Annotated in this window: 22 protein-coding genes; 19 read left to right on the top strand and 3 right to left on the bottom strand. The window is 37.0% G+C overall.

The features are described from left to right. Window positions 1-80 precede the first annotated feature (80 nt). Together DRF65_RS13920 and DRF65_RS13915 are read right to left on the bottom strand one after the other, a co-directional pair. The gene (locus DRF65_RS13920; RefSeq protein ID WP_115971368.1) at window positions 81-911 is read right to left on the bottom strand and encodes a FecR family protein; all 831 of its coding nucleotides are present in this window, start codon (window positions 909-911) and stop codon (window positions 81-83) included. 83 nt (window positions 912-994) lie between these two features. Beyond that, the gene (locus tag DRF65_RS13915) at window positions 995-1,513 is read right to left on the bottom strand and encodes an RNA polymerase sigma factor (protein WP_115971367.1); all 519 of its coding nucleotides are present in this window, start codon (window positions 1,511-1,513) and stop codon (window positions 995-997) included. A gap of 600 nt (window positions 1,514-2,113) precedes the next feature. On the opposite strand from DRF65_RS13915, the gene DRF65_RS13910 reads away from it, so the two are divergent. The 9 genes from DRF65_RS13910 (at window position 2,114) to DRF65_RS13870 (ending at window position 9,201) form a co-directional block, all read left to right on the top strand. Next, the gene (locus DRF65_RS13910; RefSeq protein WP_123947349.1) at window positions 2,114-3,517 is read left to right on the top strand and encodes a hypothetical protein; all 1,404 of its coding nucleotides are present in this window, start codon (window positions 2,114-2,116) and stop codon (window positions 3,515-3,517) included. A gap of 151 nt (window positions 3,518-3,668) precedes the next feature. After that, window positions 3,669-4,631, top strand: a complete 963-nt coding sequence (locus DRF65_RS13905; RefSeq protein ID WP_228438693.1) for a putative toxin — start codon at window positions 3,669-3,671, stop codon at window positions 4,629-4,631. A gap of 23 nt (window positions 4,632-4,654) precedes the next feature. Continuing rightward, on the top strand, window positions 4,655-5,017 hold the full coding sequence (locus tag DRF65_RS13900; protein WP_115971364.1) for a hypothetical protein: 363 nt from the start codon (window positions 4,655-4,657) through the stop codon (window positions 5,015-5,017). Between the two features lie 2 nt (window positions 5,018-5,019). Further along, complete coding sequence (locus DRF65_RS13895) at window positions 5,020-5,997, top strand: hypothetical protein (protein ID WP_115971363.1); 978 nt, start codon at window positions 5,020-5,022, stop codon at window positions 5,995-5,997. Continuing rightward, a complete protein-coding gene (locus DRF65_RS13890; protein ID WP_115971362.1) occupies window positions 5,976-6,743 on the top strand; it encodes a DUF2314 domain-containing protein in 768 nt (255 codons plus the stop codon). Before DRF65_RS13895 ends, DRF65_RS13890 begins: the two co-directional genes overlap by 22 nt. A 17-nt stretch (window positions 6,744-6,760) precedes the next feature. After that, entirely contained in the window at window positions 6,761-7,072 is a 312-nt protein-coding gene (locus DRF65_RS13885; RefSeq protein ID WP_115971361.1) for a hypothetical protein, read from the top strand. Between the two features lie 26 nt (window positions 7,073-7,098). Continuing rightward, window positions 7,099-8,121 carry a hypothetical protein gene (locus tag DRF65_RS13880; RefSeq protein WP_115971360.1) on the top strand — a complete coding sequence of 341 codons (1,023 nt, stop codon included), beginning with the start codon at window positions 7,099-7,101 and terminating at the stop codon, window positions 8,119-8,121. 152 nt (window positions 8,122-8,273) lie between these two features. Further along, window positions 8,274-8,927 (top strand): hypothetical protein, encoded by a 654-nt coding sequence (locus tag DRF65_RS13875; RefSeq protein ID WP_115971359.1) that lies wholly within the window; start codon window positions 8,274-8,276, stop codon window positions 8,925-8,927. Between the two features lie 70 nt (window positions 8,928-8,997). Then, on the top strand, window positions 8,998-9,201 hold the full coding sequence (locus DRF65_RS13870) for a hypothetical protein (RefSeq protein WP_123947348.1): 204 nt from the start codon (window positions 8,998-9,000) through the stop codon (window positions 9,199-9,201). A gap of 51 nt (window positions 9,202-9,252) precedes the next feature. On the opposite strand, the gene DRF65_RS13865 is transcribed toward DRF65_RS13870, so the two are convergent. Further along, window positions 9,253-10,020, bottom strand: coding sequence for an XRE family transcriptional regulator (locus DRF65_RS13865; protein ID WP_115971357.1), 768 nt, complete (start codon window positions 10,018-10,020; stop codon window positions 9,253-9,255). A 77-nt stretch (window positions 10,021-10,097) separates the two neighbouring features. Between DRF65_RS13865 and dinB the strand changes: the two genes are divergently transcribed. From dinB to DRF65_RS13815, 10 genes are all read left to right on the top strand, one after another. Further along, window positions 10,098-11,246 (top strand): DNA polymerase IV, encoded by a 1,149-nt coding sequence (gene dinB / locus DRF65_RS13860; protein WP_115971356.1) that lies wholly within the window; start codon window positions 10,098-10,100, stop codon window positions 11,244-11,246. A gap of 11 nt (window positions 11,247-11,257) precedes the next feature. Continuing rightward, window positions 11,258-14,308: a DNA polymerase III subunit alpha gene (locus DRF65_RS13855; protein ID WP_115971355.1), complete on the top strand. Its 3,051-nt coding sequence runs from the start codon at window positions 11,258-11,260 to the stop codon at window positions 14,306-14,308. Window positions 14,309-14,409: 101 nt separating this feature from the next. Continuing rightward, complete coding sequence (locus DRF65_RS28440) at window positions 14,410-15,510, top strand: PD-(D/E)XK nuclease domain-containing protein (protein WP_165852227.1); 1,101 nt, start codon at window positions 14,410-14,412, stop codon at window positions 15,508-15,510. A 29-nt stretch (window positions 15,511-15,539) separates the two neighbouring features. Beyond that, complete coding sequence (locus tag DRF65_RS13845) at window positions 15,540-16,244, top strand: GNAT family N-acetyltransferase (protein WP_115971354.1); 705 nt, start codon at window positions 15,540-15,542, stop codon at window positions 16,242-16,244. 238 nt (window positions 16,245-16,482) lie between these two features. Next, complete coding sequence (locus DRF65_RS13840) at window positions 16,483-17,064, top strand: RNA polymerase sigma factor (RefSeq protein WP_115971353.1); 582 nt, start codon at window positions 16,483-16,485, stop codon at window positions 17,062-17,064. A 61-nt stretch (window positions 17,065-17,125) separates the two neighbouring features. Continuing rightward, entirely contained in the window at window positions 17,126-18,292 is a 1,167-nt protein-coding gene (locus DRF65_RS13835; RefSeq protein ID WP_115971352.1) for a FecR family protein, read from the top strand. A 123-nt stretch (window positions 18,293-18,415) separates the two neighbouring features. Beyond that, window positions 18,416-21,964 carry a SusC/RagA family TonB-linked outer membrane protein gene (locus DRF65_RS13830; protein WP_115971351.1) on the top strand — a complete coding sequence of 1,183 codons (3,549 nt, stop codon included), beginning with the start codon at window positions 18,416-18,418 and terminating at the stop codon, window positions 21,962-21,964. 10 nt (window positions 21,965-21,974) lie between these two features. After that, window positions 21,975-23,330: a RagB/SusD family nutrient uptake outer membrane protein gene (locus DRF65_RS13825; protein ID WP_115971350.1), complete on the top strand. Its 1,356-nt coding sequence runs from the start codon at window positions 21,975-21,977 to the stop codon at window positions 23,328-23,330. A gap of 20 nt (window positions 23,331-23,350) precedes the next feature. Next, window positions 23,351-24,028, top strand: a complete 678-nt coding sequence (locus DRF65_RS13820) for a hypothetical protein (RefSeq protein WP_115971349.1) — start codon at window positions 23,351-23,353, stop codon at window positions 24,026-24,028. Between the two features lie 38 nt (window positions 24,029-24,066). Beyond that, window positions 24,067-24,783 carry a peroxiredoxin family protein gene (locus tag DRF65_RS13815; RefSeq protein WP_165852226.1) on the top strand — a complete coding sequence of 239 codons (717 nt, stop codon included), beginning with the start codon at window positions 24,067-24,069 and terminating at the stop codon, window positions 24,781-24,783. The last annotated feature ends 78 nt before the right edge of the window (window positions 24,784-24,861 follow it).

Raw genomic sequence — 24,861 nt, 5'->3', positions numbered from 1 at the left:
ACCCGCTGGTCTTTTTATTTTGTATTCAACAGTCAATTTAGGTATCAGGAACCATTGCAGGAGAATTGACCGACCAGAGCCTAGTTCTCCAGTTCAAATGTTTTAGCATCTATACTTTTTATTTTAAGGTTAAGCTGTATTGAGATTAGGTTTAGTAGATCCGCTGCTGTCGCATTTTCTTTGGTGACCGAAATTACCGACTGGGCATTGTTTTCCTGAAACTTAATTTTTACACCATATGTTTTTTCAATGATCTGCATTGCATCCATTAAGCTAATATCTTTGAGAGATAGGGTAGCAGTAGATGCCTTAATATCCTGATTCTGTATTCTGGTTGGTTTGATAGAAGCAACCTTTAATGACCCTAAGTTTGAAAACGTCTCCCTAGGATGTAGAACAAAAGTTTGTTCCTTTTTTTTGCTGTTAATCACCTGTACTTTCCCTTCGTATAAATCAACATTAAATGTTGAACCATTTTGTGCCACCCTGAATATAGTTCCCATTACTTTTGTATCATAGTCTTTACCATGCACAATGAAGGGGTGCTGTTTGGATTTGGTCACGTTAAATATGGCATTTCCATCAAGGAACACATCTCTGGTATCTTGAGGAAAACTGTCTTCTACCGTTAGTTTAGATCCTTTTAGTAAGGTAACTCTTGTACCGTCTTTTAGAACAATGGAAATTTCAGTTTCTTTTGCCTGATATATTTCCTGTGTTGGGTAAAATTTAAATATGAGTATGCTACCTACAATGAGAATAGCAGCGGTTGTCGCAATTATGGAATATAAGGTGCGTTTCTTTTTTTTCTTATTGGCTTCCTGTACGCGTATGCGTGAAATTACATTTTCCCACATATCCTCAGACTCCTGCTGGGACAATGGGTGAATTTGATGGTTCTCCTTTTCCATAATGAGGGCTCTTTATTACATTTACCTTAAAGTAAGATAAATGGCCCCCCTTGAATTATTACTTTAACTATTTTTAACGAAAGTTAACTGTTTTTAATATTATTTCTAAGGAATACCATTGCTTTTTCAATCTGTTTTTTAACACCTTTTTTTGACATATTCAATTCATCAGCTATCTGTTGCTGACTGATGCCGTTAAGTTTGTACATGGTGAATATTTGCTTTCTGGCTGCTGGAAGCATATTAATATTAGACTCGACTGATTGTAAGAGAGTTTCCCTTTGTAGTTTATCGTTCAGGGCTTCCGATGAATCATCAGGTCTATCAGAATATGAAGAAGTTGTAGGGTTTTTATATTTATTTTTTATAAAATCTACTATTTCCTGATTACATGTTTTAAATATGATGTTCTCAGTATTTTTCTTACCAAGATCATGTCTGTATTGCCAAAGATGGACAAAAACATTTTGAAAAATATCAAGAACATCATTTCTGTCTTTTATTCTTCCAGCGATGTAAAAGAAAATACGGTCCTTATATGTATCATAGATTATTCTATACATATATTCCGGATCTGTTGTATGATTTTGTAAGGAAGACATAATAAGGTCGGTAGAAATCGCAGTATACAAAATTAAGGATTTTTTATTAAATAATAAGTTTTGTGTTGTGATGTTGTAATTAGTTGTTAAACTTATTGTCTTTTTATGGGGTTTTTCAATCTATTTTTAATGTTTAAATTTTTCATAGCACTGAAATCATTTTTTAGTGAAAATATTATTCAATTGAAAAATATTTATATCTTAGCACGAAATTTTAACGAAACATAGCGTAAGCTCTGTCAGAATGGTTAAAGGAAACTGCGAATCTTCTTTAGACAACCAAAATCTTGACAGACTTACGCCCGTGTCCTCTTATACGGGCATGGGCTAAGTCTTTCTGGTTGTCGGGTTCTTCGCAGTACCTCTTTAACGGATTGATCTAGTTCCATGCCTTTTGTATTTCCCAAAATCAACTGTGCACAATTCAAATGAATTTGTATTATTATACGACAGGTTCTGACGTTACTACACTATATTATTGCATTATAAACTATAAATGAACACTTAACAACTGTTTTTAATTCAATGTTCCGTGAAAACCCGGATGTTTTTGTGTTTATAAATGAAATAAATTGCAATGCTGTTTCAGTAAAAACAAAAATGATGAGATTATTTATAACCATATGTTGCTTAATTGCCGGAAGTTCCGGTTTTGGACAGATCCCTGACTTACCAGTTGCCGGAAGGGTAAGTGCTTCCAATATTTTTGGGAGATCTGGTGAAGTAAATAAAAATTATGGAAATAAAAGTTCCCAGCGCTTAGAACCTGTTATCCGTCCTCATGTCCAGAATAGCAACCACCTGAGGGCAGAAGAGATGATCAGGAAAGATCTTGAAAATGAAAATAGAAGGATTGCCGAAGCTGAAAATTATAAGAAATTTATGCTTGCTCCTTTATCGGGACAAAAAGGTACAGAAGCCTATTATAGAGCTTTTGAGAATCTCTCTAAGCTTGATCATGATAACTATTCTCTTGCGGAAGCGGTCTTCCTTGTTGAAAATGCCTACTACGATAACGATAAAGACTTTCAGAAGTCCTATCAGAGTCAGATACAGAGGGCAGTGGATATAATAAGGAGGTCTTCAAATAGAAACGGGACAGTAGATGATAACGTTTCCAGGAATCTGGCAGTTTTCAGATATTTTGCTGAAGATAGTAAAATAGGCAGCAAGGTTGCCCATAAAGCCATCAAATATGATTTTGAGGACTACATGGGAGCTAAGGACTATTCTAAAATGTTTGTTTCCAAGCTGATGAAAAAGAATTCCGGGCAATGTCATTCCATGCCTTTATTATATCTGATTCTTGCTGAACAGATCGGTGCAGAAGCCTATCTTGTGATGTCACCAAATCATTCGTACATACGGTTTGAGGGCGATGATGGGGAAATGTTGAGTATCGAACTTACCAACGGAATGTTTTCTGCCAACTCATTTGTGCTCAATTCTGGCTATATAAAAGCGGAAGCCCTGAAAAATAAGCTATATATGCAGAATCTTGGTAAAAAAGAAGTTCTGTCGCAAACATTCGTCGATCTGGCGAGTGGGTATATCCATAAATACGGGTATGATGAATTCGTTGCAAAAGTCATAAATAAGGCATTACAGCTTAATCCGAACAATATAAATGCCCACCTATGGAAAAGTAATACCGATCAGGTTAGATTCATGCAGTCCACCGCTAGATTTGGAATCGATCCACAAAATAATGAGCAATTACAACATATACGGGATATTCCACCATTGGACATGCAGTACAGAGAAATCAACCGTGGATTTGTATACATAGACAGTTCGGGCTTCGCAGAAATGCCCGCCGAACAATACCAACAATGGTTAGGTTCAATGAAAAGCACTGAAAACAAACAGAAAAGTGATGAAATTACCGAAAGAATCCAGTTTCTGAATCGGCATAAACAGAGTGAATCCCTAAAGAAATCCAAAACGATCACACCTAAGAAAGAGGCTCCTAAAACCTTTAGAATCCCAAAAGAATTTTTATAAAACGATAATCAAAAAACTAAATATGAGAAAGATTTTATTATGTCTTTTCCTGCTTTTTATTGGATTTAGCCAAGCACAGGAAAAACAGAGCAAAAAATTTGCCATCAAAAAGGAGTGGATCAATCCAGTTAAACTCACAAAGGAAGAACGTTTGCGTCCCTACATGGATGAAGTTCTTAAAACCAGAGATAGGCTTACTCCTGAGGAAGCAGAACGAAGACGAAAAAATATAGAGGCTGGAAATCCATTCAAAAGGTACGGCTATTATCCTAAAGTTGCTACGTTGAGCAGAGGGAAATATCTGGAATTTCACGACAGGGATACAATAGTTACAATTGGTTCTGTTCGCTTCAATATAAAAACACAGGAAATAGTTGACTTTAGCGAAGTAGATCTATCCGATCCGGATGCGCAGCCCATTGGCGATACTCATGGCAGATGGATCAGTCCTGATCCTTTGAGCGAGGAGTTCCAGAGCTGGACACCCTATAACTTATCTTTCAATAATCCATTGAAATATAAAGATCCTGATGGCAGGGCTCCGGAGGATGCAACCGAGTGCTGCTGGTGGATGCGTATGATGCCCTTATTTGAAGAATCATCAATAAAGCCGAATATAATCGAAACTGCTACAAAGGTGGGCGAGGCGGGATCTAAGCAGAGCGAGGCCGTTACCAAAACCCAGCAGGAACATTTCAATTTTGGAAGGTATGTAGAAAAAAAGCAACTGGCAGAAATGGGAAGGGACAAAAATACGGAGACTTTTGAATTCAAAGATCCAAAGACCGGAAAAATGGGAAAAACCATTCCCGATGCGATGACCGATGAGGGAGGAACAATTGAGATAAAGCATGTTGTTCGACAACCACTTACCAAACAGTTGAGAGGTCAGATTGAAATTTCAAAAGCAAATGGGCAGGAGGCTTTGTTGAAAATAAATGAGTCTGCCCAAGTTACTAAGCCTCTTAAAAATTCTGGAATTAATATTCAAAGATATACCCCTCCAGCTAGACCGAAAACAGATAACCTTAAGGTGACGCCTGCACCTGCGCCGAAACTGCTACCTGCGCCGAAGCCCCAAAATCCTTGTGGTAATAATCCCAATTGTGCTTAGTTCAAAAATTAATATATTTAAAGATGACTAATATTGATATTTTGCTTGGAGCAATTAAGGAGCAGGCTGAAAAATTCCTGCTTGAAAATGGTGAGTTCGCACCATATGCAACTTACGTTAGATCAACAGGCAAACTGACCTACATTGGTGCTTATTCTGAGACTACTGATTCAAAGGAACTTTATGATATTTTATTAGCTGGTGCATTTGAAGATTTAAAAGACGAGGATATTAGGGCATATGCCATAGGTATGGACGGAAGATATAAGGGACAAGATGTATTGGTTGTTGAGTTCATTCTTTCACCTGAGGATATCTATAGACAACTCTATCCATACCAAATAGATGATAAAAAAGTAATATTTGGTGAGAATTTATTCAAATAATCATGACAAATAATCCATATCAAACATTTAAAAGAGACGAACTTGCAAAATCTAAAATCTTAGCTGGTAAACTAACTGTTCCTGAACATGATTTTATAAAAATTCAGAACTGGTTTGATCTATTACTTCTGAAGCATCGTGAACTGAGTAGTAACAGGGAAGAGCAATTAGAAGCAGAGAAAGATTTAGAACTCAAATTTTATGAATTGATTTCATCAGAAATTGAAAGGAAAAGTTATAAATACATTCTGCCTAAGTTATTGTATTACAATAACGAATTCCATGGTGCCTTTTTAAGATCGTTATATGTCGCAAGAATAGGGGCTTTACTTGTGGATAATTTAATACCGAGGCTTGTTAATGACAGGATAATTGTCTATTCGGCAGAAGACTTTTTACATGTTACCGATTATCTTAGGGATCATTATTTTGTTTCTCCCAACAGTAATCTATTGGAAGATACGCTTAAAATAGAAAGTGTGCGGAGTATTTTAAAACATGCTCCCACTGAGGTTAAGTCCGAAACACTAAAAAATATCTTACACATTATCTATCAGAAGACTTTTCACCATGATATTGTCTGTTTCAAGAAAATTCTAAAATTAATTTCACCGGCAGACAGAGAATTAATAGATTACCTCAAGGAGTTTCGGGTTGAGAATGGACAGGGGTGCTATAGTATTATTCACGAAATCCTTAATTTGAATTTGCTACAAGATGATTGGGAAGACTTTGAGCTAAAATTTCAGCTCATTAATTTCCTTGATTCGGGTCGCGGTTCTAAACCTTCATCAAGTTGGAGTAAGAAGTTTCAGGATCTGTCTGTAATTATTGATAAGAGAAAGTTCTTGGAAATAACAGATTCCATTTTGAAGAATGAAAATTGTAAAACTTATGAATTTGATTATGGTGCTGTGTGGAGCGATGATGTAGTTAAACGATTTTTAAAATCTGCTGGATGGATAAATCAATCAATATAGAGATTACCAGAGATTTCCTATATATGCTGTATAAAGCAGAAAAAAGCCTATGGTATTTTAATTTCCTGATTGAGAATAATTTTTCTGGCTATTCTGCAATAAAGTTTAAGAATGACAAAGATGTTTATGTCTGGCTGGATAGTATAATAATTACTGATGGGTGGTATAATGGTCGCTTGGCTGAAACAGGTGAGACTAAACGGATCAAAATCAATGAAGCTGTGGACTGGATGATCGTGAAGGAAGGGAAGCTTTTCGGGGGATATACAATACAGTATTATTATGACAGCCTCTGTGATGATGATAAAATAAATTTTGAAATTGAGTGTGGTTTTCGGATCGGGTGCGGAAATGATTTTTTTAGACCGGACCGATCCACTCCTGAAGGTGCAATTATTGCGCTTGAGAATTTTTATACCGAGAAGAATATCAATGGAGTTCTCTCTTGTAAGGACTTCCATAAAGAAGCTAGAAATATCCTCTTTGAAAATGATATAGAAGAAAATCCTGAAACGGTTCAGAAGATAGCTTCAGTTTTAAAACTGTCTCTTCATGAAGAATTAGAACTTAACGGCTATCCTTTTTTTGATAACGTAAGAAGAATTTTCAGATTGCTCGAAGAGAACAACGAACAACAGTTGATTGAAGAGCAGATTTCTTTTTCTGACGGTTCTAAGGGAATAAATAAATTTTGGGTAGCCAAAAGTAAACATGATGGCTGGAAGGTACTGAACCTAATCAATTAATACAAAAATGAAAATAAATGGATCTTGAGAAAATAATTAGAGAAGCCCGATACAATAATATAGATAGTTTGTTGGAGGATAAATTCGCCTTGGTGGATAATAGTAAAATTATGATCTATGCAGAATACTCTATTTCACCGGATACAAATTACATATTTCTAAAATCAAAACCTGGTCAGAGGAAAATAGTGAAAATAAAGGATATTAGTTATGAAAGGCTCTGTTCGATAAAGGATTTAGTAACCTTAATAGGTTTCTATTTATCCGAGTATGATAAAAAAACAGATGATATATTGGTGATTGACATCATCGACCACTTAACCAATTAATTTGCCGACTCCAGGCGCCACTAAGTATGAAATATTATATTGCTATTTTTGTGTTTATTGTAACTTTCGGTAAGGGCCAAAGTAATCAATTTTACGACGATGCTTTTCAGGCAATAGACAATATGGCTGCTCAGAAACAGCCGTACAGTTTTAAGACAGCCGTTTTGACTGTTGAAAATGCGTATTATCAGGGTAAGCTTGATACCGTTGAGGTAAACAGGAAAATTAGATTTATGGCTAATTTCTGTAATCAGATAATTAAAAACAGGGAATTAACCTACCATGAAAAAGATAGAAGTGAGGTTAGTAAATATGCAGCTATCTTTTCAGTAATGTGTCAGGAAACACCTGTAATTGTGAATAATGATACCCTTCACTATAAACCTTTCTCCTATGATTTTGAAGACGTTTTCGGTCATGGCGATCTGGCAAATCTGTTTGTCTCCAAACTTGTAAACACGCAGAAAGGAAACTGTAATTCCATGCCATATCTGTACAAAATACTTGCGGAAGAGCTAGGGACAGAAGCATATCTGGCACTTGCACCAAACCATGTTTATATCAAGCATAACATAAAATCTATCGGTTGGTATAATACTGAACTGACCAGCGGTATTTTTCCTCAGGATTCATGGTTAATGGCTTCCGGTTTTATCCATCTGGATGCCATACAGAACGGCATTTATATGAAAGCTTTAAATAATCATGAAAGTCTCGCCCTGTGTTTTGTTGATCTGGCGAATGCCTATAATCGGACTTATCCGGAGAATGATGGTGTCTTCGCACTGAAATGTGCCAATAAAGCATTAGAAATTTATCCCAACCTAATTACAGCCTTGATTTTACGTACTGAAACACATAAATCACAATACCGGAAATTGAATCCGGAGGAAGCAAAATCAAAAGATTTATTAGTTCAACTTAATAAAGAATATGGTTATATCCATAAACTGGGGTATAGAAACATGCCACAGGATATGTATTTAGATTGGCTTGTTTCCTTAAAAACTGAGCGAAGTAAATATGAAGATAAGAGGCTAGGTCATTAATTTTATGACAGAGTAGATTTTTATCGTATCGGATATCGATGCCTATATATTCTCTTCAACTTATAATATTGTCAAAAACAGTATTTTTTTGATTTTTTGAAAAAAAGTATGGATTTTAAAGTAAAATTAAATGACATATTAACTATTGTATTATGACAGATGAATATCGTGAAGCAGTTAGAAATCATTATTCTATGTTGACAGAAAGCGGATTTCTTTCTTCAAATCTATTGTATATCACTCCGGCGAAAGTAAGAAATGAATGTGCGCGTCAATATGAAGAAATTGCCAGTGCCTGGGATTTGCGGACAATTAAAAATTTTATGGACCGTTCATTTAAGGATGATGTCTTGCTCAGTGAGATTAAGAAAATAGAACCATCCAGATTTAAACCTTTTATTCAATTTCTAAAGAAAGGTAGAAAATCATCGGAGTTAGCTGTGGAGATGGCTGCATGGTTATTGGACTTTAGGCCCAGGCCATATAGCCATTATGCTTACACAAAACTTACTGAAAGTGGCAGAACTGCTAATCCTTATCTTGTTGCCAGTTTTCAGAAAAATGGTGTTTCTGAATCACATGTTGAAATTCAGGAAAATCAAAATGGAGCTACTTATTTGTCAGATGAAGTATCTGTTCAAGAAAATAATCCGCTTGCGATTGTACGGGACAGATTGTTGAGTATTCCTGATAATGATGGTGAAGGGCAGACTGGAACACCTGTTATGATCGAATATCCATCGGGAGTGAGAGTAATTGTTCGTACTTCCGATCTTTCATTTATTTCAGGGCTTGTTAAACTGTAGAAATATATATAATATTTTATGATTTATGGGAAACCGTAAAATTCTATGTAAATGCTTATTATCTTTGGGAATGAAGAAGGAAAAAACATTAGGATCCCTGCCGGATAATACAAAATTTGTTTTCGGTGGCGTTGAGTTTTTAAAAAAATTCACTACGGATATGGAGGAAGAAATGAGTATTTGCCATATCGGTGATACAAACTGTGCAGTTTATATTTCAAACTGTGCTTGGGTAGCGTATGAGTTACGTGACTCCACATCGGAGATTATTTAATAAAGGAGGCCGTTCCTCCTTTATTTTGGATATCTGAATTATTATTAAAAACTATTTTGTTGAAGTCTTTTTTAGTTCGATAATTTCTTCCATTAGCTTCATGAGCATTCTTTTCAGTTCATCATCTGCTGGATTAATGATCTGTTGTTCCTGACTTGCAAAGCTTCCGGCAAACTGCCATATTTCTTTTAGATCAGAAAATGGTATTTCCAGGTTGTTGTAAAATGGGTTATCGGATTTTACTGTAATAGAAGTATCACTGACTTTATCAAGACGTTTAAATAGAAAGCCTTCACGGGTTACCAACAGATAGGTTTTCCCAATTTTCATACTGGCTACGGTTTCTATATACTGTCCGATAATAAAATTCCCATCGCTGTATGGTGGCATAGAATCACCTTCTACGGGAAATGCTCTATATTTACCATTATGTAAAAATGGCAGAGACATCGTCTGGAGCTCATCAATATATTCAGGATCGGAATACCCCATTAAGTACCCCATTGAAGCTTTGTATGGTACGATCTCAATTTTATTTTCGCCTTTGCTGTCTGTTTTTATCGGTAACAGGATTCTATTGTCCGGCAATTTGAGAATTTCATCCAAATTATATTTTCTTAGATCAATTGTTACCAGAAGATCCATACTGACTCTATAATAACGTGCTATTTTCAATAAGATCTCAATAGGGGGTTCGCTGGCACCTTCCACATATTTGCTGTAACGAGCTCGGGTAATCAATAGCCTGTCCGCAACAGCTTGTTGGGAAGCATTGATTTCATATCTCAGAAAGCGCAGATTTTCAGACAGTAATGACATTGCTATAATTTATAGCAACAAAATTAGTTTATTTTGCTAAAAAACATAGCAATTTTGTAAAGTAAATTTTAACTGTCATGGAACGATCGATTGTACATATGGATCTGGACACCTTTTTTGTGTCCTGCGAAAGGCTTGTCAACTCAGAGCTGAACGGTATTCCTTTGATTATTGGAGGAGGGGACAGGGGAGTTGTTTCTTCCTGTAGTTACGAAGCGAGAAAATTTGGAGTCCGTTCAGCCATGCCGATGCGCATGGCATTAAGGCTCTGCCCACAGGCAAGAGTTGTTAAGGGCGATATGGATCTCTATTCCAAAATGTCGCATACAGTTACAGAAATTATCGAAGAGAGCGCACCAGTGATGGAAAAATCATCCATTGATGAATTTTACCTAGATTTAACTGGCATGGACAAATTTTTCGGTGCTTATAAGTGGACGAACGAACTCGGAACCAAAATTGAAAAGGAGACAGGATTACCGATCAGTTATGCACTATCGATCAATAAAACGGTCAGTAAGATCGGTACCGGGGAGTCGAAGCCACATGGTCATCAGGAAATCCCCTCCGTTGGCGTGCATTCATTTCTTAATCCGTTACCTATAAAAAAAATGCCAGGGGTTGGTGATGCCATATTTCGACTTTTATCCCGTGTAGGAATAAGAACCATTGGTACACTCTCGGAAATGCCTGTAGATGTGCTCCAGCAGATGATCGGAAAGAATGGCACGGATCTATGGCGAAAAGCCAACGGAAATGATGATTCGCCAGTAGTGCCGTATTCGGAGCGGAAATCAATCGGAAAAGAAAGAACATTCAGCAGTGATACCATGGATATTAAAGAAGTCAAAGGTCTAATTGCTGGAATGGCAGAAGAGTTGGCGCATCAGCTCCGTCAGGAGAAGTGGCTGACATCGACCGTAGTGATTAAAATAAGATATTCCAATTTTGATACCGAGACAAAACAATGTCGGGTGAGCTATACCTCAGCAGACCACACTTTAGCAAAAGTTGCTTTGGAGCTTTTCGATAAAGTCTATTCCAGAAGAATGCGCTTGAGATTGGTGGGACTTCGTTTTACAGATTTAGTCCACGGATCCTATCAAATGAATTTATTTGAAGATACGGCAGAATTGATAAACCTTTATCAAGCTATGGATAATATAAAGAATAGGTTTGGAAAGGGGGCGGTTGGCAGGGCTGTAGGATATAACTTTTTACGTTAAAATGTACAAGTATGTATTTAAACTGTCATTCCTACCACAGTCTTCGTTATGGAATTTTGTCCATAGATGACCTTGTTTCCCAAGCTTCAGCATTGGGAATAAAGGAGTTGGTTCTTACGGACATAAATACGGTTACAGGGTTATACGACTTCAAGAAGAAATGCGAAGAAAAGGGGATACGATCCATTGCAGGTATTGAGGTCAGAAAAGACAGCAGATTACTCTATATCTGTATTGCAAAAGAGTTTAAAGGGCTGGGGGAGGTAAACAAAATGCTGACTGCTTACAACTGTGAAGGAATAGAATTGCCACAACGACCAAATTTGCCGAGCAATTTTGTGATTTATCCCCTGAACAATATTCCGGAACAGCTTAACGAAAATGAATTTGTTGGTATACAGGAAGATGAACTGAACCTGTTGATTCGTGGAGAATATAAAAAGCTGCTATCAAAGATGGTTATTTTGCAGCCAGTAACATTCAGTACAAAGAAGGAATATAACCTGCACCGAATTCTTAGGGCTATTGACAACAACGTATTGCTTTCAAAATTACCGGAGGAGGAGGTGTGTAAAAAATCAGAATATTTCAGGGATCCACAGACTGTGCTTAATGCATTTCGCCAATATCCTATAATTATTGAGAATACAAAAGAAATGCTGAATCAGAGTGGATTTGAGTTTGCCTTTTCAACTCCGCGCAACAGAAAACATTATACTGGGTCTAAGGCAGATGATCTGAAACTGTTGACACGACTGGCCCTTGCCGGACTGGAAAGAAGATACGGCAGAAGTAATGCGCAGGCAGCCAAACGAATAGAAAAAGAATTAAAGGTTATTGACGAACTCAATTTCAGTGGGTATTTTCTCATTACCTGGGATATAATAAGATATAGTAACAGTATGGGCTTTATGCATGTTGGGCGTGGGAGCGGAGCCAATAGTATTGTTGCATATTGTTTGGGTATTACAGACATCTGCCCCATAGAACTTGATCTGTACTTTGAGCGATTCTTGAATTTGAACAGAAAAAGCCCGCCGGATTTTGACATCGACTGGAGCTGGCAGGAGCGTGATATCATTCTCGATTATATCTTTAATCGGTATGGAAAGGATTATGTTGCATTCTGTGGAACCAATGTCGAGTTCAAGTACAGATCTATTATCCGTGAGGTAGGGAAGGCTTTTGGGCTTCCAAAGGAAGAGCTGGATGAACTCAGTAAAAATCCGGAAAGAGTTTTTCGTGATGAACTTGTTCAGCAGGTGCAGAAATATGGAAAGCTATTAGAGAAATTTCCGAATCAACGATCAATGCATTCCTGCGGGATTATTATTTCAGAAGAACCGTTGACAACCTTCACAGCACTGGAAATGCCACCGAAAGGTTTCCCCATAGTGCAGTGGGACATGCATGTTGCAGAGGAGCTAGGATTTGAAAAATTCGACATCTTGTCCCAGCGTGGACTTGGTACAATCAATGATACAGTCAAATTGATAGAAGAGAAACGCGGAGTTAAGGTTGATATTAAAAATACAACATTATCTAAAGATGAAGGCAGATGTAATGAATATTTAAGACAAGGTAAAACGATCGGTTGCTTTTATATTGAATCGCCAGCAATGCGGGGCCTACTCCGGAGATTGAAATGTGACAACTACAAAGTACTGGTTGCAGCATCGTCCATTATCAGACCGGGAGTTGCCCAGTCAGGGATGATGCGGGAATATATTTTCCGCCACAACAATCCTGACAAGTTTGAATATTTCCATCCTGTATTTGAGCAGCAGCTTGGTGAAACCTACGGCGTCATGGTGTACCAAGAGGATGTGATAAAAATTGCCTTGCACTATGGGGGACTGACAGCGGCGGATGGCGATATTCTGCGAAGGGCAATGAGCGGAAAAGGTAGGTCATTAAGTGCACTTCAAAAGGTTAAGGATCATTTTTTTGCATCTTGCAGGGAGAAAGGACACCCCGAGGAGCTGAGCAGGGAAATTTACAGGCAGATAGAATCATTTGCAGGCTATTCATTCTGTAAAGCCCACTCGGCTTCCTATGCTGTGGAGAGCTACCAGAGCCTATATCTAAAAGTGTATTATCCGTTGGAATTTATGGTATCTGCCATAAACAATATGGGCGGCTTTTATCGCACAGAAGTCTACGTGCATGAGGCGAAGATGTCCGGTGGTAATATAATGAATCCATGCGTCAACAGGGGGGAATATGAGACGACGATCTATGGGGATGAAATATATCTGGGTCTGATGTTATTGGAGAAGGTCGAGTCACGGTTAGCCAAGGAAATACCAGAGGAGAGAAGAAGAAACGGCGATTACAAATCTTTGGAAGATTTTATCAAACGGATTCCCATCGGTATTGAAACTTTACAGATCCTGATCTTCATTGGCGCTTTTAGGTTTACTGGTATTCCCAAAAATGAACTGCTACTTAAAGCAAGGGTATTATTGGGAGATTTTAAACCCAAAAGACATTTTCAGCCATTATTTGAGGAACCTGTCAAAGAATTCAAATTCCCCGAATTGAAACGTAATGTCTTTGAGGACGCATTTGACGAGATCGAGATTTTAAGTTTTCCGGTTTCCTGTACACCTTTTGATCTGCTGCAGACAAAGTATCGAGGTACTGTCATGGCCAAAGATCTTACCGATCATCACAAAAAGGAAGTGAAGATGCTTGCCTATTTAATTTCACGGAAGCACGTCCCGACGAAACGGGGAACAATGTATTTTGGAACCTGGGTAGATGTGGAGGGGAATTATTTTGATACGGCACACTTTCCGGACAGCCTTGAAAGATACCCTTTTCAAGGAGGGGGATGCTATTTACTTTTGGGTATTGTCGAAGTAGATTTTCATTTTCCTACAATTACCATTACGAAGATGGCAAAGATGCCGTTTATCGCTGACCCACGCTATTCACATGATGAAGACAAGAAGTATGAGGCACAACAGCGCATCAAAGAAGATGTCAGCATGACTTTTCGTGCGCCTTATCCGCAGGAAAATGAAATTGGTCTTCCCCGTAAAAAGATGATTAATTAAAATGCTTTTTTCAATGTAAATATAAAATTTGATGAGGCTGATAGTATTTGTATATTGTGAGCAAAAGCTATATTAATTCCATAATTACGATTCAAACAACTATGAGCAATTTTGCTAGTATATTAAACGCACTTAAATCCAAGCTTCAAAAATTTGAAGGAAAGGAATGTCTTCGATTATCAGAGATCCATAAGAAGCTAAGTGAAAAAGCTTCGTTTGCTACATTCATTGATAATTTGTGGATTGGAGGATGGGGAAGAGAAGATTATAACCATTATACTGATCCTAACAATAGAAATAATGCGATAGAGGTGAACCCCGAATATTTTTATGATCTTTTAGAGAAAAGAGAAGGTTTAGATCTATATGAAATAGAGGAGGAGATTATAGATCTACTAGGTCCATTGAAAAAATTTCAGCAGGAGCTCGTAACCGATTTATCATTGATAAATAATAATGAAAAATTATCTGCTGAAATGGAATTACTGGATAATATTGAAAAATTCGAATGGGGATTTGAAGTCAATGACTATATATCATATAGAAGGCCAAGTAATGTTGTGATTTATGACAGAGATATCCTAAGTAATGGCTTACCAACGCCACCTCATATTCATGCTACTGGTTTTATGGTGTCTCTAACAACAAAAGCTTTTTCTACAAAGAAATTTGTTGATTTGTCAACTAGGATAATTAGACAAATAGAACTGAAATTGAATTTGCATGAATTGTCTGATGATTCAGACTATAGTAACCATATTCTATCTAATGTTTTTGATAATTTTCATAGTTTTTATAAACAATTGAAGAATAGACATGCAGACCGACCCACAATTGAGATAGCTGATGAGTATGATGTACAAGATCTTCTACATGCAATTCTTAAACTTCATTTTAGAGATGTGAGGGAAGAGGAGTATACACCATCATATGCGGGAAGTTCTACTAGGATGGATTTTCTTCTAAAGAATGAGAAGATAGTTATTGAAGTCAAGAAAACAAGGGACAAACTAAAGGATAAGGAAATTGGGGAGCAATTGATTTTGGATATCGCCCACTATAGAAACCATCCTGACTGTAAAATATTGAAATGTTTTGTTTATGATCCCGACAGTAGGGTGAAAAATCCCAAAGGATTGGAGGATGATATTAACAAATCTTCAAATGATGACCTACAGGTAGAGTTAGTTATCAGACCATAATAATTTTATTTACTATTTCAAATCTGGTTATGATGTTAACTCCTATTGAGATCAACTTTAGTCCCGATGAAAGCGATCTAAGCGAAATATTTACTTGGACAACTTTTCCATCGAATAATTGGTCTGAAATCCAGCGATGTTTTGAAAATAATTGTCTGGCTGTAGCAATACAAGATGGTAAAACGATTGGTTTTATAGCATATAAATACGAAGATCTAGTTTGTATCTATGTTTCTATGGCGGAAACAAAAATGGATTTTCAAAAAAGGGGAGTAGCTAAGTTTATGATAGATAATCTTCGGAAAAAGTATCTGTATACAGAATATAAGGCATTTATTTTGACCTGTGCCCCTAAGGAAACCAAATATATTTGGGAAAAGATAGGTTTTGAAACTTATCCTGAAGGGGCAAGATATGATGATAAAACATGTATGTTTCTAATTTTCGGTAATGTCTGTAAGGTTGAACCTATTCAGGAGTATCCTAGGCTGCCGGCAAATAGGATAGAGATATGGGACAGCGCAGGCAATACCGAAAATGAAAAAGCTAAATGGACAGCTCCATTTCAATTGAAAGAAGGGTCAAATATGCTGGTTCAGCCAGCCTTATTTTTTGGTAACTATGATTGGATAATAGAAATTACCCACAATGGCAAAAGCAAGAAAATGCGTTATAAAGATTATAATGGAAAACGTGGCATCTATGAATGTATATATATTGATGAAATTAAATGAAATAGCAAATAATGGTATCGAATCTAAGTAAGGGTAGTAATGAACATTTTCCAATTTATTTTGATAACTATCTTCCAATTTTAATCATATTAAATTTAAGCATTAAAAATGTTCATACTGTCCTTTTCCCACAACATAGTGTAGGCAGTATTTATTCCCTGATGTATTATGTCCAACTTAATTTCGTAATGGAATTATAATTACTTAACTTTACATAACATTCGCCAATAGCCCTATTATGACACTCCAGAATGTGATCGAAGAAAGGGCACTGCTTAAAGAGTTTCAGAGCGGTGATAGAATTGCTTTTGAAAGAATTTTCCGTCTGTATAACACTTCTCTGATATTTTTCGCAACCAGGTTGATGGCCAGTTTTGAGCAGGTTGATCCACAGGAAATCGTGATGGATGTTTTTCTGAAACTCCACGATAAAAGAACAGACTTTACTACCTTATCTAGTATCAAAGCGTTTTTATATATATCAGTAAAAAATAGCTGTCTGAATGCCATTGAAAAAGAAAAAGTAAGGCTGAGACGGTTTGATACCTATATTCTTGATTTTGATGAAGCCGAGCAGAATGTACTGAGCAAGATCATACAGGCTGAGGTTCTACAGGAACTATATGCAGCGATAGAGCTGCTCCCAGAACCGTACAGGATTGTCATGCAGAAAATTATTGACGGAAAATCTGCAAAGGAAATCTCTCAGGAGCTGGATATTCCGGTCAGCACTGTCAATACCCAAAAATCCAGAGCCATTTCCCTATTAAAAAATAACCTCTCAGGTGCTGGAATCGCACTTTTGCTACTTTATTTCTAATTTTTTTAATTTTTTTGAGACAAGCCCTACCATTTTCCTGTTTCCATAATAAAAGGAACCAATGGAAGATCGTAAGCTTATCGAAGAATTAACAATTGTACCATTACTGACCAAATATGTAAGAGGAGAGGAGCTAACTGCATTAGAACAGAAGACAATTGATACCTGGGTCCAACAAAGTAATTCCAATAAGGCTGTTTTTGATGGACTTCTGGCAAAGGAACCGCTTGCTTCCGACCTAATCGAATTTGACACAATAGAATCAGGTACGGACAATAGAGTCAACCAATTGAATACTTTATTGGATAAACGAAAATCTAATTCCCGTTGGAAAGGCTGGTTTACTGCCGCTGCGGTTTTACTTGCAATTTCCATTTCATCTTTACTGTATATATATTTTCAGTCCAATAACAGTCTGCTAAACACCATAACATCAGTCACTACAAAAGATATTGACCCGGGAAAGGATCAGGCCATCCTGACTTTTGAAGATGGTAAAACCATAGCGTTAAAAGGAGAACCGATTAAAACGGATAACAATGGTACTTCCTACGCAGACGGTACTTCAATATCAAAAACTTCCGTACAATATGCCACCCTTTCTACACCAAGGAAAGGAAAATATCAGATGACCTTACCGGATGGCACAAAAGTATGGCTGAATGCGGAATCCTCGCTAAAGTATCCGACGCAGTTTACAGAAAATGAAAGGGTAGTAGAACTACAAGGAGAGGGGTACTTTGAAGTAACACATAATGCGAAAAAGCCTTTTATCGTCAACGCAAGACATCAACATTTGAAAGTACTGGGGACAAAATTCAATATCAATTCCTATGAAAATGAAAATGCAATCCAGACCACGCTTATCAGTGGCAAAGTTGAACTCAGCAATTCGCAGAACAATACGCCGGTAATATTAAAACCTGGACAACAGGGGAAACTGTTCTCACTATCTTCCATATATTTTGTCGATGATGTGGACACCGAAGTCTTTACGGCATGGACAAGAAATGACTTCCAGTTCACTGGTATTCCGTTAAAAGAGGCCTTTAAGCAGCTTGAACGCTGGTATGATATTGATGTGGATTACAGTCAGGTACCAACTATAACGGTGAGTGCCACGATCAGTAGAAAGAAGAAATTATCCAGTGTTCTATATGCATTGGAGCAGATCACAAATTTAAAATTCGAGGTACAGAAAGGAAGGAGGCTTACCATCATAAAATAAATAAATTTTACTGTTTCATATGTTGGCCCAAAAAGAAGCCGGAGTGTTCGAGCACTCCGGCAATAGGGTCTATATATACGAAAGTTTTGAGCAACTAAATACAAACAAACCCTACACAAATCTATGAAAAAAGATCATTTTTTCCACAGAGAAAACATACCCATCTCATTGGATATGTTTTCTAGGAGAAATCTGCGTGGCATTGGCATAAAGAGCAGTCTGCTGTTTATGCTACTCGCCAGTGGTACAGCAATCAAGGCACAAGGTATAAGCCTTTCCCTACAAAAAGCACCTCTGAAAACCGCAATTACGGAAATCCGTAAAGCCACAAAGTATGATTTCGCCTACAATGACGATCTGCTAAAAAAGGCAGGACCGATCACGGTTGATTTAAAGAATGCCACGTTAGAGGAGACGCTGAGAACACTCTTCAATAATCAGCCCATTGCATTTGAAATCGCGGACGGCATTATAATCTTAAAGGAGCGAAAGGCTACCAATCAGAAGAATGTTCCCACTTCAAAAAAAAAGGCAACAATAGAAACCATTAAGGGGAAGGTCTTCGATGAAAAGGGCAATCCACTCGTCGGTGCCACCATTCAGGTAAAAGGAAGTAATTTCATTACTGCTTCTGATGCCTCTGGTGCTTTTGAGATCCCCGATGAGTATAGCGACGCTGTTCTGCAGGTTTCTTATTTAGGATTCCGTCAGACTGAAATCAATACGAGGTCAGCCGCTAAAATTGTTCTTAACTCAAATACAAACCTGATCGAGGAAGTATCCGTAACAGCCAGCAGTGGTTATCAGAGTATACCGAAGGAGCGGGCAACAGGGTCGTTTTCCAAGGTAGACAATGCTACATTTAACAGGCAGGTCTCAACCGACGTTATCAGTAGACTGAAAGGTATTGCCCCTTCGATCCTCTTTGATGAGCGTTCCAGCGTTCCCAGACTTACGATCCGTGGACAGGCTACTATTTTTGGAAATGACCAGCCATTGATTGTGGTTGATAATTTTCCTTATGAGGGTGACATCAACAATATCAACCCGAATGACATAGAGGATATAGACATACTAAAGGATGCTGCTGCTGCTTCCATCTGGGGTGTACGTGCTGGCAATGGTGTGATTGTCATAAAAACTAAAAAAGGACAATCAGACCAGCCTATGAACATCGGTTTTACCACCAATGTCACAATAGGGCAGAAGCCTGATCTGGATTATATTCCACAGATCAAGCCGACAGACTTCATTGACATTGAAAAGATGCTTTTTGATAAGGGATTTTATAATACGATCATAGAAAATACTGCTGAAAACAGACCATATTCCCCAGTAGTGAACATTCTGAACGATCAAAAGAATGGATTGATCTCAGAACAGCAGGCAAATTCACAAATTGATGCGCTACGTAATGGAAATCTCCGGAACGATATAAAAAAGTATCTCTATCGAAACAGTGTAAAACAACAGTATGCGTTAAATTTTAATGGCGGCACAAATAAGTATACCTATTACTTCTCTGCCGGATTTGATAAAAACCAAAATTCAGAGAAAGGAAACGGATTCAGCAGAGTAAGCCTGAATAGCAACCAGGTTTTTCGGCCGATTGAAAAATTAGAAATTTCGGCTGGTATTTCTTACAATCAAAATAATCAGTCAACATCAGATGTTGTGTCTATGTTGACCAATATGGGACAGGAAATGATGTATCCTTATGCAAGACTGGTTGATGAAAACGGAAATCCAACCGTCGTAATAAAAGATCATAGCACTTTACTAAAACAAAAAGCACTTTCAGAAGGCTTGTTGAACTGGGATTTTAAGCCATTGGATGAACTCAAATATCAGGACAATAAAAACAAGCAATCTGAAATGAGGTTGAATGCAGCTTTAAAATATACTATCATTCCGTCACTATCTGCTGAAGCTAGGTTTCAATACGAGAACCAACAGGGAAAACGTAGAAACTTCTATAGTCAGGATAGCTACTTCATGCGAAACCAGATCAATTTGTATACGACCGTTACAGACGGCATACTCACCCGAAATATACCTTTGGGAGGTATGCTCGATAATACAAATGCTGAACTCAATGCACTAAATGGCCGTTTTCAATTAAATTTCGATCAAAAATGGAATAAACATCAGGTTAATGCCATTGCTGGATTTGAGGTCAGAGAAACAAAGGCAAACAGTATAAGTTCAAGACAATATGGTTTTGACCCCAATGTAGGTTCAAGCGTTTTAGTAGACTATTTAACACGCTTTAATCAGTATGCTAACGGTAGTTCTGCCTTAATTCCGAATTATGATGACTATTCAGGAACTATTGACCGCATGCGATCCTATTATTTCAACGGGGCATATAATTATGATCTGCGTTATGTTGTTTCTGCGAGTGCAAGGATTGACCAGTCTAATCTTTTTGGTGTAAAGACTAATCAAAAATCAGTACCATTATGGTCAACAGGGGTAAAATGGAATATTAATAAAGAAAGTTTCTACAATCTTGATTGGTTACATGAATTAAGTTTGCGATCAACCTTTGGTTACAGCGGAAATATAGATCGAAGTACCACAGCTTATACTACAGCACGTTTTACAAGGAATTATGAAAACAGTTTACCTTCAGCAGATTTAGTCACTGCTCCAAATAATGAACTTCGTTGGGAAAGAAATAGAATGTTCAATGTAGGTTTTGATTATGCCTTACATAATAACAGACTTTCGGGGAGCGTCGAATATTTTAATCGAAAAGGTAATGATCTGATTGGCAATGGGGATATTGATCCAACAACCGGATTTAGCTCATTTCGAGGTAATCTTGCCAACATGAATGGCAAAGGAGTTGATGTTGAACTCAATTCAATCAATCTTCAAAATGAGAGTTTTAGCTGGAAAACAACAGCCATTTTTTCTTATGCTAAGGATATCGTCACAAAATATAAAAGATCTACTACAATTTTTAACTTTCTAACTGATAACAGTATTGGAAGGGTTAATAATGATTATAATCCAGTTGAGGGAAGATCATTGTTCGGAATCTACAGCTATCCATGGGCGGGGCTTGATCCACAAACAGGGCAGGCAAGGGGAACTTTAGATGGACGACCATCAACAGACTACGCTAAAATAACCCAGCAGTTAGCGACTGATCCTGAAAATAACTTGATCTATAACGGGAATGCATTAGCGCCGTACTTCGGTGCTCTACGTAATACATTCAGTTACAAAGGATTTGATTTGTCTTTTAATATAACCTACCGTTTTGGGTATTATTTTAGAAAGAATTCGATAATGTATTCTTCGCTCTACAACGATTATTATGCACATACGGACTTTTATGATAGGTGGCAGGCACCTGGGGATGAAGTAAGAACCAATGTTCCCGCAATGACCTATCCAGCAGAAATTGCGGCAGATCAATATTATCGCAATTCGGAAGTGCTGGTGAATAAGGGCGATCATATACGCCTTCAGTATATCAATCTTTCGTATGCATTAACCCCTAATATATTAAGGAGAATGCACTTAAAAAACTTACGTGTTTTTGCCTATATAAATAACGTTTGCATGATATGGAAGGCAAACAAAATCAACCTTGACCCAGATTTTCCAAGAGCAAAACCTATACGAACAATCGCATTTGGAATAAGCACTAACTTATAAAACTGAACCTATGAAAACAATGATAAAATTTTTATCAATATGTACTGTAGTACTATTTTCTAGCTGCTCAAAAGAGTGGTTAGAAGAGAAACAGGATATAAAATTGATTGTGCCTACAACACTAAGTGATTTAGATCTGCTAATGAATTCAGAGATATTTATTTATGATGGTCGTGGTTCTATGGAAGCTTCTTGCGATGACTTTGAAGTGTCTCTGGCACAATACAATTCACTTTTTTATGATTTCAACCGTAAACTATTAACCTGGACAATTGACGAATTTCCTAGATTAGGTGGAGCGGATTATGGGGAAGAATGGGACTATGCCTATAAACAAATCCAGACCTGTAATGTCACCTTAAAAGTGCTGACCAAGATCACAAGAACTGAAAGTAATGCGGGACTGTATGACCGAATAGAAGGAACAGCTCTATATCATCGGTCACGTGCTTTTTTAAATCTAGCGATGACATTTTGTAAATATTATGATGCCAATACTGCTGAAAGGGATTTAGGGATTCCTTTGAAATTAGATGCCGACATTAATGAACCCATTTTCAGAAGCAATTTAAAGCTAACCTATCAGCGAATTACGGAAGATCTTCAAGCTGCTTCAGTTTTATTACCCAAAAATGCAGTTTCTGGTACACATATTACGAATGCAGGTGCATTCGCTTTGTTAGCAAGAACTTACCTTTATATGGATGACTACCCGAAAGCACTCAAGGCGGCACAAAATTCTTTAGCTATCAAATCAATATTAGATGACTATAATAGCTTTAATCCGGTAGTTTCAAGACCACTTTTCTTGAAAAGCAAGGAGATACATATTCAGACTCAGTTATCAAATCCTTACGAAACATCGAGCACCTCAGCATACATTCCAGATCAACTGTATGATCAATATAACGATAACGATTTACGAAAAACGCTTTATTTCCGACTTCGGGATGGTAAGTTTATCTGGCGTGGTCATTTGGTTGCAAATAATTTAGCAGGTACGGCTGTAGATGAAGTTTTATTGATAGGGGCAGAGTGTGAAGCAAGAATTGGTGATAAAGTTCGAGCCATGCAAATGCTCAATCAATTACTTTTTTCGAGATTTAAAGCGAATACATTTATTCCTTTGTCAGCAGCTACCAATCTTGAAGCGCTCGATGTAATCTTAGCAGAGCGTAGAAAAGAGCTATTAAAAAGAGGTCTCCGCTTTCAAGATCTTAAACGGTTAAACAAAGACCCTCGTTACGCTAAAACCTTAGTACGAGTTGTTGGTGACAATATTTATAGATTACCTCCACATGATGCCCGTTATGTCTTTCCAATTCCACAATATATCATTAACTACAGCGGTATAGAACAGAACTAGCATTTAAAACAACAGAAATCATGAAAAAATTATTATTAATGCTTGTACTGTATTTTTTTACGGTACAAATCTCCTTTGGTCAAAAAAAAACAAGTATTTCAGGAATAATTGAGAACGCACGAGACACAACAACTAATATCGAATTAGTCATTTTTGATGGGCAATTTGCAAAAACAGAAGTGCAAAATATTCAACTTGTGACCAACAATGGCAAATTTAAGTTTGACTTTGAGCTAAAAAGAAGAGCTAGGGCCGGAATTACTATTAATAATAGACTCGTTTTTTTACCCGGGAGCTTCGATGTAATGGTAAATCCCGGTGATAATTTCACGATTACCATACCGGATGTGAACAAACTTGGATTGGGTAATATTACCTTTAATGGGAAGGGTGTGGAAAAGCTTAACCTGTTAAAAGCCATCAATCAAAAGCGTCTTGCTACAGGCATACATCGTCTATCGTGGGATAGAACAAGTATCACCGACAAATATGTAAATGCGGATATATATTTAAATATTATTGATTCAATGTGTCGGGTATCTAAACTTAAGGACCCTCTTGATTTGCAGTTTATCAAGGCACAGCAATTTGATGGAAGTATGGATTTGATTTTAGATCATTCAGTCCGAAATTATTCAGACTCTGTGGCCATCCTCTTTGAAAAATATATAAAAAAAAACGGATCGCTCCTTTTTTAAATAAGGACATTATTAATTATTATGGTGGCAGACATATCTTGACCAATTATATATTATTATCTAACCATGACAAAATTAAGGGAGAATCCTATATTGTTCGCTTTACCCAGCCAGTAGAATTTAGTGAGCTTGTGGTCAAAGAATTTGGTAAGGTACCTGATGTACGAGATTTTCTTCTTTCTTATATTGCAAGAGATTTTTTCCGTACCAAATGGGATTCCCCGATTTCAAAGGATCTGCATAATTTTTATATTCAACATGTCGATAAAAGGAATCCTTATTTTAAGGAGGTTAAAGAAACATTTGAATATGCTCAAAATAATCTAAAAAAAGGTGATCCTTTTTATAATTTCAGTCTTCCTGATACTATAGGAACAAAGCACCAATTGACGGATTTCAAAGGTAAAGTTGTCATACTTGATTTTTGGTTTAACGGATGTTTCACGTGTAAAGGGATTACTCCATCTATTGAAAAAGCTGAAGATTTTTTTAAGGATAAAAATGTACAGTTTATATCAATTGGTATAGATGACGAAAAAGCTTGGAAAGAAGGAATAGGAGTGTTTTCGAGTAAAAATTCCTTGCAATTATATACCGAGGAAAAACGAGCGGAACACGATATTATAAAATTTTCAAAAGTTTTCTTCTATCCCCGGCTGATTGTATTGGACAAACAGGGTAATATTGTCGGAATCCCACCCAATCCCGCTGCGGATTTTGAAGGTTTTAAAGCTTACATAAATGAACTTTTATAGTTCTTAACATTAGGATGGATAAAAATAACGTTCAGAAGAAACTTTCCAATTTTATAAGTGTAATCTGATGCAATGTAG

Origin of the sequence: Chryseobacterium pennae (assembly GCF_003385515.1) — a bacterium.
Lineage (GTDB): Bacteria > Bacteroidota > Bacteroidia > Flavobacteriales > Weeksellaceae > Chryseobacterium > Chryseobacterium pennae.
The sequence above is the reverse complement of the archived record's forward strand: the minus strand, read 5'-3'. Positions and strand labels throughout refer to the sequence as shown.